The organism is Sphingomonas sp. AOB5, assembly GCF_029433115.1.
GTDB lineage: Bacteria > Pseudomonadota > Alphaproteobacteria > Sphingomonadales > Sphingomonadaceae > Sphingomonas.
Window position 1 is genome coordinate 1 of sequence record NZ_JARNTV010000072.1, and the last position, 15,241, is coordinate 15,241.

Below are 15,241 nucleotides of genomic sequence, written 5' to 3' on the forward strand. Positions count from 1 at the left end.
GGCCGGTGGCGGCCGGGCGCGGCAGCGGCGGCGGCGAGTTCGCGATCGCGCCCGGGCATGCCGACCGGTCGATCCTGATCTACCGGCTGGAAAGCACCGATCCGGGGATCGCCATGCCCGAACTGGGCCGGGCGACGGTGCATGCCGAAGGGGCTGCATTGCTGCGTGAGTGGATCGACGGGATGCCGGCGAACTAGTCCTTCAGGCGCTCCGCAATCGCGCGGACTTGTTCGACGCGGCCGGGGGCGAAGCGTTCGACCATTGCTTTGTACCGGGCGAGCGTTGCCGCGTCGGCGCGTTCGGGGGAGCCGCTGTCGAAGGGCGGGGCCGGGTCATATTCCAGGCTGAGCTGGACGAACTTGGCATGATCCTCGCCACGGATGGCGGCGGTGAGGGCCAGCGCGAAATCGATGCCCGCGGTGACGCCGCCGCCCGACACGCGGTTGCGATCGAATACGACGCGCTCGGCGACCGGCTCGGCGCCGAAGAATGCGAGCTGCTCGCGCGAAGCCCAGTGGCAGGCGGACTTGTAGCCCTTGAGCAATCCCGCGGCGGCGAGGAGGAGCGAGCCGGTGCAGACGCTGGTGACCCATTGCGCTTCGGCTGCGACCTGACGGAGCCACGCGAGGGTCTCGGGGTCCTCCATCGCGGGCACGACACCGAATCCGCCGGGGACGCAGAGGATGTCGGTGCGCGGCACATCGGCGAAGGTTGCGGTGGGGAGGAGCTGGAACTGGGCGTCGGTATCGACCGGATCACGGGTTTTGGCGACCAGATCGATCTTCGCATTGCCGAGGCGGGAGAGGACCTGGGCCGGGCCGGTCAGGTCGAGCTGGGTGACGTTGGGGAAAAGCAGGAAGGCGATGTGGAGTTGGGGTTCGGCCATGCGGGTCCTCCTTGTTCAAGAGATGCCCAGGCGATGCGGCGTTCAGCCCCGCGCTTCCCGATGGTGCTCCATCATAGTCGCCAGTCACGCGGTTGGCGCGATCATAGCGTATGCTGCATCGTTCCGCATCGGCTTTTGACAATAGAGTAACCGGTGTCATATCCGGAGCTTGGCGGTAGCGCTAACAATCCGAAGTACGGGAGAGGCATGTGAGCGAGTTTACGCGGCGCGAAGCACTGGTGGCGGGACTGGCGGCGCCGGCCCTGACGATTCCTGCGATCGGCACTGCGGAAGCGGCGCCGGCCAAAGTGCCCGACTGGAAGCGCGGTTTCGACAATCAGCGCATCGCCGATCTGGGCAATGGCAAGTTCCTCAATCCGTTGATGGCCGGCGACCATCCCGATCCGACCATCCTGAAGGATGGGGCGGATTATTACATGACCTTCTCGACCTTCGATTCGTACCCGGGTCTGGTGATCTGGCATTCGCGCGACCTGGTGAACTGGCAGCCGGTGACCGCGGCGCTGCAGAAGAATATCGGGTCGGTGTGGGCGCCCGAGCTCTGCAAGGTGGGGTCGCGCTATTATCTGTACGTGCCGGTCAAGGCGTCTCCGAACACCAGTTACGTGTTGTGGGCGGACAAGATCGAGGGTCCGTGGAGCGAGCCGATCGATCTGGTGCTGCCCAACCATATCGATCCGGGCCATGCGGTGGGTGAGGATGGGTCGCGCTGGCTGTTCCTTTCCGGCGGCGACCGGATCCGGCTGAGCGACGATGGGCTGAAGACCGTCGGCGAGGTCGAGCATGTCTATGATCCGTGGCGCTATCCGAGCGACTGGATCGTCGAGGGGTTCAGCCCCGAGGGGCCCAAGATCCTGCGCCATGGCGGCTATTTCTACCTGATCACCGCAGTGGGCGGCACGGCGGGTCCGCCGACCGGGCACATGGTGATCGCGGCGCGATCGAAGTCGATCCATGGGCCTTGGGAGGATTGCCCGGCCAATCCGATCGTGCGGACCACGGACATTCGCGAGAAATGGTGGTCGCGCGGGCATGCCACTTTGGTGGAGGGGCCGGACGGGAGTTGGTGGTCGGTCTATCACGGCTTCGAGAATGGGTACTGGACGCTGGGGCGGCAGGCTTTGCTCGATCCGGTCGAGTGGACGAAGGACGGCTGGTTCCGGATGAAGGGCGGCGACCTGTCGCAGCCGATCGCCAAGCCCAAGGGCGGGACGGCGGTGACACACGGGATGAAGCTGTCGGACGATTTCGCGACGCTGGATCTGGGGCGGAAATGGAATTTTTTCCAGCCGCGGCCGGACGAAGCCAGGCGGGCTTCGGTTTCCGGCAACACGCTGATTTTGGAAGCGAGTGGCAAGGCGCCGGTCGATTCCTCGCCGTTGCTGCTGATCGCGGGCGATCAGGCGTATCGGTTCGAATGCGATATCGAGATCGAGGAAGGCGGCGTCGCGGGGCTGGTACTGTTCTATGACAAGCAGCTCTATTGCGGGCTGGGGTTCGACGAAAAGCGCTTCGTGACGCACCAGTACGGCATCGAGCGCGGCCGGCCGGCCAATCCGCATGGGCGGTCGATGCGGATGCGGGTGACCAACGACCGGCATATCGTGACTTATGACACGTCGAGCGATGGCGGGGCGACGTGGCGGCGGTTTGATCGCGGGATGGAGGTTTCGGGGTATCACCACAATGTGCGGGGCGGGTTCCTGATGCTTCGCCCGGGGCTGTATTCGGCGGGGGCGGGCAAGGCGCGGTTCCGGAATTTCACGTTCAAGGCGCTGTGACCAGCAACGGCCGGATGCTAGCCTGACCCGATACAGGAGGGTCGCATGGCATTGGCGCATCGGATGGTCGGCAAGGCCGCTCGGGTCTGGTGGTTTTTCACCCGGTCGCGGACGCTGGGCGTGCGCGCCATGGTGCTGGATTCGCAGGGCCGGGTGGCGCTGGTGCGGCATACGTTTGCGGCGGGATGGGCGTTTCCGGGCGGCGGGGTGAAGAAGGGCGAGCGGTTCGACGAGGCGCTGGCGCGCGAGCTGCACGAGGAAGTGGCGATCGCGGACTTTGCGATCGAGCGGGTGCTCGGGGTCTATCACAGCCGGCGCGAATATAAGGACGATCATGTCGTGATCTTCGTGGTGCGGCTGCCAGCGGGCACGGAAGCCGCGCTGGCGAAGGCGGACGCAATGGAGATCGCCGAGGTCGGCTGGTTCGATCTGGACGCGCTGCCCGAGCCGCTGTCGCCCGCGACCGGGCGGCGGATCGCGGAATATCGTGAAGGGCTGACCGGCACCGGAATCTGGTAATTTAACCAGATGGGTGATTTTTGCTTGACATCGTCACGCTGATCTGGCACATATCGGGAACGCTGAAGAATTGCGAGTCGGGGGCTTGAGGGTCTCATGGACGGGCTGGAGGTCGCGAGACCGCCGGCCCTTTTTGATTTCTGACCTCGGGGGAGGGCGGCATGGCGGAGGAGAAGCAGAGGCGCCTGACGCGCGCGGTGCAGGGCGTGTTTCTGGATCAGCTGGCGGGCACCTGCAACGTGCGGGCTTCGGCCCGCGCGGCGGGGATCGATCCCACCAGCGTCTATGCGCTGCGGCGGCGCGATGCGCGGTTCGCGGGCGAATGGCTGGAAGCACTGCGTGCGGGCTATGACCTGCTGGAGACCGAACTGGTCGGCCATGCGCTGCGCGGCGGCGCGGGCGATACGATCGAGGATGGCGCGGGTCCGGTCGCAGTGGACGTGGCGCTGAAGCTGCTGACCGCACATCGCAACGCGATGCTGGGCAAGCCGCATAAGGGCGGCACGCCGCTGAAGCGGGTGACCAGCGAAGAGACCGACAAGGTGCTGCTGGCGCGGCTGGACGCGATCGAGCGGCAGCGGCGCGAGGCGGCCGGTTGACCGCGGTAGCGCGGGACCGGCTGATCGAGCGGTTGATCGCCTGCACGCCGGAAGAGCGTGCGCGGGTGATCCGGGGGCTGGGCGCCCCGCACAAGCGCGAGCTGGTCGAGCGCTGGTGGCTATGGGCGCATGCCGGGCAGATCGCGCCGGCGGGCGACTGGCGCGTGTGGATGATCCGGGCGGGCCGCGGCTTCGGCAAGACGCGGGCGGGCGCCGAATGGGTCAGCCAATATGCGCGCGATCAGCCCGGCGCGCGGATCGCGCTGGTCGGCGCGACGCTGGAGGATGTACGGCGGGTGATGGTGAAGGGTGCGAGCGGGCTGCTGGCGGTGGCGCGCGCGGACGAGGCGCCGATGTGGCATGCGAGTTCGGGCGAGATCGAGTTTCCGAGCGGCGCGCGCGCGTTCGTCTACTCGGCGGCAGCAGCGGAGAAGCTGCGCGGGCCGGAGCATGATGCCGCCTGGTGCGACGAGCTGGCCAAATGGCGCGGCGAGGAGGCGTGGGACAATCTGATGATGACGCTGCGCGGACGCGAGGATGCGCGGATCGTGGTGACGACCACGCCCAAGCCGGTGCCGCTGATGCGCAAGGTGATTCGGATGCGCGGGCTTATCGAGACGCAGGGGCGAACGGCGGAGAACCCGCATCTGCCGCGCAGCTTCGTCGAAGCGATGACCGACGAATATGCCGGCACGCGGCTGGGGCGGCAGGAGCTGGACGGCGAGCTGATCGAGGATGTCGAGGGCGCGCTGTGGACCCGCGAGACGATCGAGCGGTGCCGGGTCGACGAAGCACCCGGGCTGGTGCGGGTGGTGATCGGGGTCGATCCGCCGGTGAGCGTGGGCGGCGACGCGTGCGGGATCGTGGCGGTCGGGCTGGGCCGGGACGGGACCGGTTATGTGATCGAGGATGCGAGCGTTCAGGGCGCCACGCCCGAGCGTTGGGCGCAGGCCGTGGCGGCGTGCGCGGCGCGGCATGGCGCGGACCGGGTGATCGCGGAGAAAAATCAGGGTGGCGACATGGTGGCCTCGACCCTTAAGGCAGCCGATGCGGGCCTGCCGGTGACGTTGGTGAGCGCGAGCCGCGGCAAGAGCGCGCGGGCCGAGCCGGTGTCGCTGCTCTACGAGGCGGGCAAGGTACGGCATGCGGGCGCCTGGCCCGGGCTGGAGGACGAACTGTGCGGGCTGGTGATCGGTGGCGGCTATGACGGGCCGGGCCGCTCGCCGGACCGGGCCGATGCGCTGGTATGGGCAGTGACCGCGCTGATGCTGGGGAAGAAGCGCGAGGCGCGGGTTCGGGTGGTGTGAGGCGGAAGGCTTCGGTTTTACGCAGATGGCGTTTGCGATAGGAATGACGCGCAAGCATCGGAAAAGGGAACATGATGGATCGCCGGCGGAGCAGGTTCGGACGTCGTGCGCTGATCGTGGCAGGGATCGGGACGGTACTGGCCACACCAGCGGGCGGCGCTGCGCCGAAGCAGGTCAAATGCTGGCACCAGGTGTTCGGCGAGAAGACCTACTTCTACGAGCAGCGCTACAATATCGTCGCCGGGAAATTGCAGCCTGTAGGGTCGCCCTATGGCAGCGTGTCGCGGTCGCAGCGCGGTACGATCCTGATGCCCGGATACAAGTCGAGCGACGCGACGCTGACCTTTTCGCGCGGGTCGCGCGACGGCGGGCCGGCGACGCTCGAGCGCTTCTCATTCTCGGGGCAGTTCCGGCCGGACATGGATGGGGTGAGCTGTTACAGTAATGGCAGTTCGCCGATGGATCCGCGCTGCACAGCGCCGGCCCTTGCCGCGCCGTTCCAGGCGATTGTCTATGCGGGGCAGCCGCGGGTCGTGCTGGTGGAGAGTGCGTTCGCGCCCCAGGTGCGGCGCGACTATGGCAAGACGCTGTATGATTTCGAGTTGAGCTGGAATGCGAGCTATCCTGCGGGGAGCCTGCACAAGGGGCTGCGCATCCACCTGAATCATCGCGGCCGCACGATCGTGGAATATATGCTCGACGCGACGCGGGTGGACCCGGCTGCGTTCGTGGCGGAGACGCAGGCCAAGCTGACCGGGCAAGTCTATCCCGAGAGCTATGACGCGCGGCGGGCGAGCGAAAAGCCGCTCCGGAATTGCTCGCCGCTGTAAGGGCTATTTCACCGGGCGGCAGGCGCCGAAGAAGCTGTATTGCGAGCCGGGATCGGCGCGGGTCATGACCATGGCGTAGGTGTCGGGCTTGCCCTCGACCGGGCCGGTTCCGAGCGCGAGGGTGTCGCCGGTTTCGAGGCCGATCTTGGTGAAGCCGCGGGAATAGCCGCCGGGCCAGAAATAGCGGGTGGTGATCCGCTCGCCATCGGGGTCGTCGGCGATCAGGAGTTTGTTCTTGGTGAAATCGATGCGGAAGCGGGCTTCGTTGTCGCTCAGCTCGCAGGCATCGCCCGGGCCCTTGCAGATGCGGAGCTGGGTGGCGTTGCATTCCCAGCGATCGGCGATCTCCCAAGCGGGCCGCGGCGTGGACTGGGCGAGGAGCGGCAGGAGCAGGACGAAGAGCTTCATGGATGTGAGGCTAGCACGGGCGGTGCGGTGCGCGTAGGAGCGTCGGCATGACCCCGCGCGAACTGATCGATACTGCAGACGTCCCCGGCGGCGAGCCGCTCCGGCTGTTTCGCCGTGGGAGCGATCATATGATCGTGCTCGAGCGCAACGAGCTGATGAACAGCCGGATGAGCGGGTCGGAAGAAGCACTTGCCGTGATGACGGTCGAGCGGCTGGGCGGGGCGAAGGCGCCGCATCTGCTGATCGGCGGCTATGGGATGGGCTTCACCTTGCGCGCGGCGCTGGGCGTGCTGGGCAAGGATGCGGCGGTGACGGTGGCCGAGCTGGTGCCCAAGATCATCGACTGGGCGAAGGGGCCGATGGTCGATCTGACCGCGGGGTGCCTCGACGATCCGCGCGTGGCGGTGGAGATCGACGATGTCGGCGCGGTGATCCGGCGCGGACGGGCGACGTACGATGCGATCCTGCTGGACGTGGACAATGGGCCGGACGGGCTGACCCGGGCCGGCAATGACGGGCTGTACGGCATGCGCGGGCTGGAAGCGGCGCGGATGGCGCTGAAGCCGGGCGGTATCCTGGCGGTATGGTCCGCCGCGCCCGATCCCCGCTTTGCGCGGCGGATGCGGGAGGCGGACTTCGCGGTGGACGAAGTGGGCGTGCGGGCGCGGCAGAACGGCAAGGGGCCGCGCCATGTGATCTGGTTTGGCGTAAGGCGCTAACGGCAGGCGACGACGAGCGCGTTCATCGCGTCGTAGACCTGATCGCGATCCTGCGCATTGTTGAAATTATAGCTGACGACGCGGCCGCTGCGCCAACGGATCGCGACGGCATCGGGCTGGCGGCTGTTGCCGGCCATCGGGCCGCGATCGACCGAGGCGACCTCGGACCAGGTGACCGTGTTGCTGTCGCTGGCGGCGGCGAAATAGCTGTCGCGAAGCTGGACGCGGCGCTGGCTGCGGAAGATCTGGGTGAAGCAGCCTTGGCTGCGGGTCGAATAGGTGGTGAGATCGGGGATATAGCGGCCCGCGAGCGTGGCGCCGGTGACGGTGCGGCCGAAGACGTTTGCGAGTATCGCCTGTGAGGTGGCTACCGCGTTGGGGCGTGGCACGGGCGCTGGCGCTGGCGTCGGCGTGGGGCGCGGCGCGGGCGCGGGCGCGGGTGGCATCGCATTGAGGCCGCCGCAGAGCCGTCCGAGTCGGTGCATTGCGGCGCGCAGCTCGTCGTAGCGCGAGCCGGCGTAGAAGGAGCGGGGCGTCTCGTTCGGCGCGGTGTAGAGGATGATGTCGTTCGCGGCGTTGCCGCCCAGATTCTGGATCTTGCCCCAAGCGATTTCGGTGGTGGTGAAATAGCCTGGCTCCTTCCGGCCGCGGATAGTGCGCGCGGGATACGCGGTCTCGATCGTGGTGAAGCAGCCGCGGCCGGTGACGCTGTAGGTGTTGGTGATGTCGATCCGCGCGCTGCCGTCTGCCCATTGCGGTACGCGTACGTCCTCGAGGATCGATTTGATGCGCGACTGGAGCGCTGCATATTCATCCTGGGCATGGGCCGTCGCTGGCGTGAGCAGAACGGCCGCGAGCGCGGCGGTGATGAGACGCATGTGTGAACTCCCTTCCCGGAGGCACTGGAACAACATGATTTTTGCTGCGGCGCAATAGGTCGCGAGCGGTTGGAGGCGGGCAGATGAAATGGTTCGGTCGGAAGGCCGGGCGCGAGGGATCGCGTCCGGCCTTGTCGCGTGCGGGTTCGGGGATGGCGTTCGGCGAATGGCCGCGCAGTTATGAGGCGCAGCTGCGCGATGCCTATCTGGCGAACCCGGTGGCGCAGCGCGCGGTGAAGCTGTTGAGCGAAGGTGCCGGCGGCGCACCGCTGAGCGCGTCCGATCCGGCGCTGCTGGCGCTGGTGACGGCGCGGAGCGGCGGGCAGGGGCTGATCGAGACGGTGGCGGCGCAGCTGCTGCTGCACGGCAATGCCTATGTGCAGCTGCTGTGCGACAGCGAGGGCGCGGTGACCGAGCTCTATGCGCTGCGGCCCGAGCGGGTGAGCGTGGAGCCGGACGCGAACGGATGGCCGGTGGCGTATCGATACCGGGTCGGCGAGCACGTGACGCGGCTGGCGGCGGAAGATGCCGGTGGGCGTCCGGCGGTGGTGCATCTCAAGGCGTTCAACCCGGTCGACGACCATTATGGGCTGGGGTGCCTGGGCGCTGCCGCAGGGGCAGTGGCGATCCACAACAGCGCGACGCGATGGAACAAGGCGCTGCTCGACAATGCGGCGCGGCCGAGCGGGGCGCTGGTGTTCGATTCGGGCGACGGATCGGCGCTGTCGCCCGACCAGTTCGCGCGGGTGAAGAGCGAGATGGAAGCCGGGTTCGCAGGCGCGGCCAATGCCGGGCGGCCGATGCTGCTGGAAGGCGGCCTGAAATGGCAGGCGATGAGCCTGACCCCGGCGGACATGGATTTCGTGGGGCTGAAGGCCGCGGCGGCGCGCGAGATTGCGCTGGCGTTCGGCGTGCCGGCGATGCTGATCGGGCTGCCCGGGGATAATAGTTACGCCAATTATCGCGAGGCCAATCGCGCGCTGTGGCGGCTGGCGATCCTGCCGCTGGCGGAGACGATCCTGACGGGACTCGCGCAGGGGCTGGCGGGCTGGTTTTCCGAGGCGTGGCTGCGGGTCGATCTCGACCGGGTGACGGCGTTGGCCGAGGACCGCGAGCGGCTGTGGCGGCAGGTGAGCGCGGCGGATTTCCTGAGCGACGCGGAGAAGCGCGCGATGGTGGGCCTTTCGCAAGCGAGGGTGTCATGAGCGACGAGGCGGTGCTGGCCCAGCTGATCGGGCAGGCGGCGAGCGAAGGCGCGGAGATCGCCACGCTGCGCGCGATCGCCGAGGAAGCGGGCGAGCTGGGCGCGGGGCGGGCGCTGGCAAGGCTGGGGCTGGCCGATGTCGGCGCGGGCAAGGACATGGCCGAGCTGCGCGAATTGCTGGCGGCGTGGCGCGACGCCAAGCGATCGGTGGTGAAGGAAGTGTTGGCCTGGGGCGTGCGGCTGATGCTGGCGACCCTGCTGGTGGGGCTGGCGGTGAAGCTGGGGTTTTGGGGATGGGTCAAGTGAGCCGGGTGCGGTTCGCGGGCTATGCCTCGGTGTTCGACGTGCCCGATCGCGGCGGCGATGTGGTGCGGCGCGGGGCGTTCCTGGGCGCGCGGGGTGTGCCGCTGCTTTGGCAGCATGGAGGTTCGCCGGTCGGCGCGATCGAGCGGATCGAGGAGGATGCGCGCGGGCTGCGCGTGACTGGTGCGGTGACCGAGCCGAAGCTGGCGAGGCTGGTGGCGGCGGGCGCAATCAACGGGCTGTCGTTCGGATACCGGGTGCAGCGGGTGCGGCGCGGGCGGCATCGCGAATTGCTGGCGGTCGAGCTGATGGAAGTCAGCCTGGTCGCATCGCCGATGCAGCCGCTGGCGCGGGTCCACGCGGTGGATGCGGGCGGGATGGCGTCCGGTCCGGAAAACAGTTAGTTACGATGTCGAAACAAAAAAGGCGGGGACGATGGCGACGGGCGTGGTGAAGTGGTTCAACGATTCGAAGGGCTTCGGATTCATCACGCCGGACGATGGCGGCGAGGATCTGTTCGCGCATTTCTCGGCGATCAGCATGGAGGGCTTCAAGACGTTGCGCGAAGGACAGCGCGTGGCGTTCGAAGTGACCACCGGGCCGAAGGGCAAGCAGGCATCGAACATCACCGCGGGGGAATAGGCTTTCAGCTGATCCAGGGTAGCGGGAAGGTGCCCGCGATTCCGTAAAGGAACAGGATCAGCACGGCCATCATCGCGGCGCTGAGCCGACGGCGGTTCGAAAGGACCACGCCGGTCAGCAGGCCGAAGATCACGACATTCTGGAAGATATAGATCGCGATCCGTGCGGCGGTGGCGCCGCCCAGCACGGCGGGGATCTCGAAGACCATCAGGATCAGCCCGGCGGCGATCGGCGCGCCGGCGATCCAGCGGCGGTGCGCGAGGAAATAAACGTCGAGATCGGGCCAGTCGGCAGCATCGCGCGGGAATGCGACCACTGCGGCGACGAAATAGACGATGCCGACCATGCAGAAGAGGGTGATCGAGCCGAGGGTGAGCGGGACCGTCTGGAACTTGTTCCACGAATCGAGGAACGTCATCATCACGAAGATCAGCAGGATGGCGCTGCCCAGCGGGGTGAGCAGGCCCCAGCGCGGGCGGACCTTTGCACGGAGCAGTTGCGCGAAGCCGACGAACAGCTCGGCCACGGCCATGCCGAGCAGCAGGCCGAAGAAGATCATGAAGAATTCGAACTGGCTCATGCGAGCAGCCAATTCACCAGGCGGAAAAGCGTCAGGTTCTTTCCGCTATACAGGCTGAGATAGAGCAGGATCATCGCTCCCAGGCTCAGCGCAATCGTGATCCGGTTGCGTGCCAGCATTGCGATGCCCAAAAGGGTGAAGCCGAACAGGTTGACGATCGTATAGGTTGGCAGATTCGCGGCGGGGAGCCGGACGATCTCATGCACCATGATCAGCAGGTTGGCCGCGATCAGCAGCCCGATCGTCCAGCGTCGGTTGAGCAGGAAATAATCGTCGAGGTTTTGCCATTCCTCGGTATCCCGCGGGACGACCAGCACCGCGGCGGCGAACACGAACACGCCGATCAGCGTCGGTACCGCCAGCCCGGTCATCGAAATCTGAACGTCGCGCAGATTGAGCCAGGCATCGATGAACAGCGCCATCAGCTGGAGGAAGACCAGCAGACCGAGCAACGGCGTGTAGAGGCCCAATTTCGGCCGGGTCCGGTGGCGCAGCAGGTTCATGAAGCCGAGCAACAGCTCGGCCACGCCGAGGCCGATCAGCAGGCCGTAAAAGACCATGAAGAATTCGAACTGGCTCATTTCAGCAGGTTGGCCAGGGTGTAGGGGCCGTAGTTGACGAGGTAATAGAGCAACAGCAGCGCGATCGCCGGAAGCGACACGCGCGGCCGGTTGGCGAACAGCAGGACCAGATAGCCCCCCAGCAGCCAGAATTGCGCGACGATATAGACGGTGATGCCTCGCGTGCCCGCCGCGATCACATAGGGAAGGAGGCGCGGCGCGCTGACCGCGATGACGAGGAGATTGGCGCAGATCAGGCTGCCGACGATCCAGCGGCGGCGGCGGTAGAAATAGTCGGTGAGCGAGGTCCAGTCGTTCAGCTCACGCGGCATCAAGGTGACTGCGGCGACATAATAAAGGATGCCGATCAGCGCGGGCGGGACGAATTCGACCAGACCGACCTCCAGCGTACGGAAATTGGACCAGGCATCGGCGAAATTGGCGATCATCTCGGTCAGGATCAGCAGGCCGAGCAGCGGGATGACCCAGCCGAGTTTCGGCGGGTTCTTCTCCCGCAGCAGATTGGCGAAGCCATTGAGCAGCTCGGCAACGCCGAGGCCCAGCAGCACGCCGTAAAAGGCCATGAAGAATTCGAACTGAGAGATTGCGTGCCCCCCGCGTTTTGCGAAGTCTGGCGGGTCGGAAGGCGGCGCTCAACAGTTTTGTTCTTGCCTAGGTTGGCGGCGCGGGCAGGTTGGTACCGAAGGGGGAATCGGAATGCGCGGGATTCTGGGAGCGGCGGTGGCAGTACTCCTTGCCGGCGCGGGCAGTGCGGCGGCGCAAGTGGGGCCGCTTGTTTGCGAGTCCGCCAGCAATGATGCCTTTGGCAGGGTCGCGGTGCGCGAGGGACCGTTCCGGCAGATGCGTGGCGTGCTGCGCTACACCGGCATCGTCGAGGGACAGCCGAAGGTTGGTTTCCTGCTGTCCGACGGCAAGGGCCGGGAGATCGTCTTCGCGCTCAACAACGGGTCGCCGCCGATCGGCGGGCAGATCACGACTTCGGTGCTGTTCTTCACGCGCATTCGCGAATTTCGCGAGGGCAAGCTGACGGGTGAATCCGGGACAGGCCTGGCGAGCGGCAGCGAATTCGAGTTCGAGCTGGCCAGCGGCACTGACGGGAAGACGGTGCTGAGCATCCGTGAGCGCGGCACCAGGGATTACGACACGGTGACGCTGGTAACCCCGGCGATGCGGCAGGGCGTGCTGGCGCTGTCCTGTTCGGGCGGGCGGTTCGAGTTGGTCGATCTGACGATCGAATGACGGGCTGCCGCTGCTGACAATCTGAAATGCGGGCGCCGCTTGTGGCGGCGCTCTCCACCGTCGTGCGGACGGTGCCCTTCCCGGGATGTGCCCGGGAAGGGCTTTTTGCGTGTGGGGAGAATGACATGATCGAAGTGAAGGCGGACAGTCTCGAGTCGAGTTTCGAGGCGGTGGAGAAGGCGGGCGTACCGGCGGCGCGGCCGATGCTGGCGGGCGGCAGCCCTTCGGGCGAGGGGTTCGAGACGTTCCTGCGCAGCGGCGGGGGCGTGGAGATGAAGGCATTTACCGGCGCCAGCGACGGGGCAGGTGGCCTCGCGGTGCCGCGTGAGCTGGATGCGATGATCGACCGGGCGCTGAAGGCGGTCTCGCCGATCCGTGCCATCGCCAATGTGGTGCAGGTCGGTTCGGCCGGATATCGCAAGCTGGTGACGAGCAGCGGCGCGACGCCTTCGGGCTGGGCGGCCGAGACCGGCGCGCGGGCCGAGACCGATACGCCGGTGTTCCACGAAGTCGCGCCGCCGATGGGCGAACTGTTCGCCAATCCGGCGGCGAGCCAGGCGATGCTGGATGACGCTGCGTTCGACGTCGAGGCGTGGCTGGCCGACGAGATCGCGGTCGAGTTCGCGGCGGCCGAGGGCGCTGCGTTCGTCAATGGCAACGGGACGAACAAGCCCAAGGGCTTTCTGCAGGCAGCGACGGCTTCGACCGGGGATTCGGTGCGTGCGTTCGGGACGCTGCAATATGTGCCGACCGGCTCGGCGGGCGCGTTCGCGGCGAACCCCGAGGAGAAGCTCATCGACCTGGTCCAGACGCTGCGCAGCCCCTACCGGCAAGGGGCGAGCTGGGTCATGAATTCGGCGACGCTGGCGAAGATCCGCAAGTTCAAGACGAGCGCGGGCGAGTTTCTGTGGGCGCCGTCTCTGGCCGCGGGGCAGCCGGCGACGTTGCTGGGCTATCCGGTGATCGAGGCCGAGGATATGCCGGACATCGCGGCGAACTCGCTGTCGATCGCGTTCGGCAATTTCCGGGCGGGCTATCTGATCGCCGAGCGCGGCGAGACGCAGGTGCTGCGCGATCCTTACTCGAACAAGCCGTACGTTCATTTCTACGCGACCAAGCGCGTGGGCGGGATGGTAAGCAACAGCGAGGCGATCAAGCTGCTGAAGTTCTCGGCGAGCTGAAACGGCGCAACCCTCCCCGGAGGGTGACTCCGGGGAGGCTTTGGGGGAATGACATGGCAGACCAGTTCTCGAATCATGCCGACCAGGTTTCGGCACCAGCGACCCGGGCGGTCGCGATCACGCCGCATGACGGCAATGCGCTGACGGATATTCCCAAGGCGCTGTTCGTCGGTACCGGCGGCAATATCACGATGCGCGGGGTGAACGGCGCGTCGGACCAGCTGTGGAAGAATGTGCCGAGCGGCAGCCTGTTGCCGTTCCGCGCGCAATATGTGCGGGCGACGGGCACGACTGCGGCCGACCTGCTGGCGCTATACTGATGCTGGGGCTGTCGATCCCCGAAGTCGCGGGGCGGCGGGGCGGAGCGGATCCGGCGGCAGTGGCGCTGATCGCGCGGATGAGCGTGGCGCCGGACGGAGCGCGGGTTGGCGTGATCGACACGCTGGTGCGGGCGCTGAAGACGGCGGGCGTTTGGGCGAAGCTGGATGCGCTATATCTGCTGGCGGCGCATGATGCGCAGGCGGCACGGCTCAACTGGATATCGTCGAGCTATGGGTTGAGCGTGTCGGGTGTGCCGGCGTTTACCGTCGATCGGGGCTATACCGGTGACGGAAGCGCGGCCTATCTCGACAGCGGGTTCAATCCGGTGACGGCGGGCGGAAAGTTCGCGCAGAACGACGCGCATATGAGCGTGTGGACCGGCACCGATGTGGCCAACAGCATGCAGTTCGATCTGGGCACCGCGCGTGCGGGGATCAATGCGCGACGGGCCTCGGTCGCAGCGGCTCGGATTTATGCGAATATCGGCTCGGCGGACGAGCTGGCGCTTAGTCCGGCGACCTCGATCGGATGGACCTGCTGGGTGCGAAATGGTTCCGCAGCCTATTCAGCAGTTCGAAACGGTGGGACGCCGACGTCGATCGTACAGGCGAGTAACGCGTTGCTTTCGCTGCCCTTCTATATCCTGGCGCAGAGCATCGCCGGGCCTGCGGCAAGTGCGCACACCACCCGGCGCGTGCAGGCGGCGTGCTGGGGCGGGCAGTTGAGCGCGGGCGAGATGGGCGCGCTCTATGGTGCGCTGGCGGCGTACATGACGGCGATCGGGGCGGGCTGAGCCGGAAAATCGAACAGGGGAATAATGATGGACGCACCGGCTTTTCCGCCGGCGGCGATCGCGGACGCGCGCGAGGCTGCCAAGGCATATCTGAGGATCGCAGGCGATGGCGAGGATGCGCTGATCGAGCAGCTGGCGGCGAGCGCGCTGGCGCTGGGCGAGGCGTTTACGGGGACCGCCTGGATCGCGCGCGAATGGCGCGACGTGCTGCCGGTTTCGCGGGCCTGGCAGATGCTGGGCGTGGCGCCGGTGACGGCGATCACCGCGGCGGAAGGGCTACCCGCGGAAGGATCGGCGTTCGCGCTGCCTGTGGATGGCTATGCGATCGATATCGACGCCGAAGGGCAGGGATGGGTGCGCGTGACAGCGCCGGGAAGCGCGGGCCGAGTCCGCGTGACCCTGAGCGCCGGGGCGGCGGCAGGCTGGGGCGACCTGCCGCCGCCTCTTGC

The 15,241-nt window shown here is 67.0% G+C and carries 21 protein-coding genes, 1 pseudogene and 1 riboswitch; of the genes and pseudogenes, 16 read left to right on the forward strand and 6 right to left on the reverse strand.

The annotated features are described in order from the left end of the window. Positions 1-197 (forward strand): annotated as a pseudogene (locus P1X14_RS19210) (hypothetical protein); the annotation flags it as partial. Here P1X14_RS19210 and P1X14_RS19215 read toward each other — a convergent pair. Then, positions 194-886 carry a DJ-1/PfpI family protein gene (locus P1X14_RS19215; RefSeq protein WP_277317033.1) on the reverse strand — a complete coding sequence of 231 codons (693 nt, stop codon included), beginning with the start codon at positions 884-886 and terminating at the stop codon, positions 194-196. The pseudogene P1X14_RS19210 and the gene P1X14_RS19215 sit on opposite strands and share 4 nt — an antisense overlap. A gap of 17 nt (positions 887-903) precedes the next feature. Further along, a riboswitch (ZMP/ZTP riboswitch) is annotated at positions 904-984 on the reverse strand. 165 nt (positions 985-1,149) lie between these two features. Here P1X14_RS19215 and P1X14_RS19220 point away from each other — a divergent pair. The 5 genes from P1X14_RS19220 to P1X14_RS19240 all read left to right on the forward strand — a co-directional run bounded on the left by P1X14_RS19220 (position 1,150) and on the right by P1X14_RS19240 (position 5,943). Further along, complete coding sequence (locus tag P1X14_RS19220) at positions 1,150-2,688, forward strand: family 43 glycosylhydrolase (protein WP_277317053.1); 1,539 nt, start codon at positions 1,150-1,152, stop codon at positions 2,686-2,688. A gap of 45 nt (positions 2,689-2,733) precedes the next feature. Beyond that, complete coding sequence (locus P1X14_RS19225) at positions 2,734-3,207, forward strand: NUDIX domain-containing protein (protein WP_277317034.1); 474 nt, start codon at positions 2,734-2,736, stop codon at positions 3,205-3,207. Between the two features lie 161 nt (positions 3,208-3,368). Further along, positions 3,369-3,806, forward strand: coding sequence for a hypothetical protein (locus P1X14_RS19230; RefSeq protein WP_277317035.1), 438 nt, complete (start codon positions 3,369-3,371; stop codon positions 3,804-3,806). Next, positions 3,803-5,113, forward strand: coding sequence for a terminase family protein (locus P1X14_RS19235; protein WP_277317036.1), 1,311 nt, complete (start codon positions 3,803-3,805; stop codon positions 5,111-5,113). Before P1X14_RS19230 ends, P1X14_RS19235 begins: the two co-directional genes overlap by 4 nt. 71 nt (positions 5,114-5,184) lie before the next feature. After that, a complete protein-coding gene (locus P1X14_RS19240; protein WP_277317037.1) occupies positions 5,185-5,943 on the forward strand; it encodes a hypothetical protein in 759 nt (252 codons plus the stop codon). A gap of 3 nt (positions 5,944-5,946) precedes the next feature. On the opposite strand, the gene P1X14_RS19245 is transcribed toward P1X14_RS19240, so the two are convergent. Beyond that, positions 5,947-6,351 carry a hypothetical protein gene (locus P1X14_RS19245; RefSeq protein ID WP_277317038.1) on the reverse strand — a complete coding sequence of 135 codons (405 nt, stop codon included), beginning with the start codon at positions 6,349-6,351 and terminating at the stop codon, positions 5,947-5,949. A gap of 47 nt (positions 6,352-6,398) precedes the next feature. Between P1X14_RS19245 and P1X14_RS19250 the strand changes: the two genes are divergently transcribed. After that, positions 6,399-7,070 (forward strand): spermidine synthase, encoded by a 672-nt coding sequence (locus P1X14_RS19250; RefSeq protein WP_277317039.1) that lies wholly within the window; start codon positions 6,399-6,401, stop codon positions 7,068-7,070. Here P1X14_RS19250 and P1X14_RS19255 read toward each other — a convergent pair. Then, positions 7,067-7,948 (reverse strand): hypothetical protein, encoded by an 882-nt coding sequence (locus P1X14_RS19255; RefSeq protein ID WP_277317040.1) that lies wholly within the window; start codon positions 7,946-7,948, stop codon positions 7,067-7,069. The two genes, P1X14_RS19250 and P1X14_RS19255, sit on opposite strands and share 4 nt — an antisense overlap. An 83-nt stretch (positions 7,949-8,031) precedes the next feature. On the opposite strand from P1X14_RS19255, the gene P1X14_RS19260 reads away from it, so the two are divergent. The 4 genes from P1X14_RS19260 to P1X14_RS19275 are packed head-to-tail and all read left to right on the forward strand — an operon-like array spanning position 8,032 to position 10,097. Beyond that, a complete protein-coding gene (locus P1X14_RS19260) occupies positions 8,032-9,153 on the forward strand; it encodes a phage portal protein (protein WP_277317041.1) in 1,122 nt (373 codons plus the stop codon). Continuing rightward, on the forward strand, positions 9,150-9,458 hold the full coding sequence (locus P1X14_RS19265; protein ID WP_277317042.1) for a DUF6127 family protein: 309 nt from the start codon (positions 9,150-9,152) through the stop codon (positions 9,456-9,458). The genes P1X14_RS19260 and P1X14_RS19265 overlap by 4 nt, the downstream gene beginning before the upstream one ends. Next, positions 9,455-9,859 (forward strand): HK97 family phage prohead protease, encoded by a 405-nt coding sequence (locus P1X14_RS19270; protein WP_277317043.1) that lies wholly within the window; start codon positions 9,455-9,457, stop codon positions 9,857-9,859. Before P1X14_RS19265 ends, P1X14_RS19270 begins: the two co-directional genes overlap by 4 nt. 31 nt (positions 9,860-9,890) lie before the next feature. Continuing rightward, positions 9,891-10,097, forward strand: coding sequence for a cold-shock protein (locus P1X14_RS19275; protein ID WP_277317044.1), 207 nt, complete (start codon positions 9,891-9,893; stop codon positions 10,095-10,097). 4 nt (positions 10,098-10,101) lie between these two features. Here P1X14_RS19275 and P1X14_RS19280 read toward each other — a convergent pair whose 3' ends face one another. The 3 genes from P1X14_RS19280 to P1X14_RS19290 are packed head-to-tail and all read right to left on the reverse strand — an operon-like array spanning position 10,102 to position 11,821. After that, entirely contained in the window at positions 10,102-10,677 is a 576-nt protein-coding gene (locus tag P1X14_RS19280) for a hypothetical protein (protein ID WP_277317045.1), read from the reverse strand. Next, positions 10,674-11,258: a hypothetical protein gene (locus P1X14_RS19285; RefSeq protein ID WP_277317046.1), complete on the reverse strand. Its 585-nt coding sequence runs from the start codon at positions 11,256-11,258 to the stop codon at positions 10,674-10,676. Before P1X14_RS19285 ends, P1X14_RS19280 begins: the two co-directional genes overlap by 4 nt. After that, positions 11,255-11,821, reverse strand: coding sequence for a hypothetical protein (locus P1X14_RS19290; RefSeq protein WP_277317047.1), 567 nt, complete (start codon positions 11,819-11,821; stop codon positions 11,255-11,257). The genes P1X14_RS19285 and P1X14_RS19290 overlap by 4 nt, the downstream gene beginning before the upstream one ends. A 133-nt stretch (positions 11,822-11,954) precedes the next feature. Here P1X14_RS19290 and P1X14_RS19295 point away from each other — a divergent pair, with 133 nt between their 5' ends. From P1X14_RS19295 to P1X14_RS19315, 5 genes are all read left to right on the forward strand, one after another. Then, positions 11,955-12,497, forward strand: a complete 543-nt coding sequence (locus tag P1X14_RS19295; protein ID WP_277317048.1) for a hypothetical protein — start codon at positions 11,955-11,957, stop codon at positions 12,495-12,497. Positions 12,498-12,622: 125 nt separating this feature from the next. Then, positions 12,623-13,678, forward strand: a complete 1,056-nt coding sequence (locus tag P1X14_RS19300) for a phage major capsid protein (protein WP_277317049.1) — start codon at positions 12,623-12,625, stop codon at positions 13,676-13,678. 53 nt (positions 13,679-13,731) lie between these two features. After that, positions 13,732-13,998: a hypothetical protein gene (locus P1X14_RS19305; RefSeq protein ID WP_277317050.1), complete on the forward strand. Its 267-nt coding sequence runs from the start codon at positions 13,732-13,734 to the stop codon at positions 13,996-13,998. Next, complete coding sequence (locus P1X14_RS19310) at positions 13,998-14,792, forward strand: hypothetical protein (protein WP_277317051.1); 795 nt, start codon at positions 13,998-14,000, stop codon at positions 14,790-14,792. Before P1X14_RS19305 ends, P1X14_RS19310 begins: the two co-directional genes overlap by 1 nt. A 27-nt stretch (positions 14,793-14,819) precedes the next feature. Next, positions 14,820-15,241, forward strand: a 422-nt coding sequence (locus P1X14_RS19315; RefSeq protein WP_277317052.1) for a hypothetical protein, incomplete at its 3' end; no start/stop codon positions are given.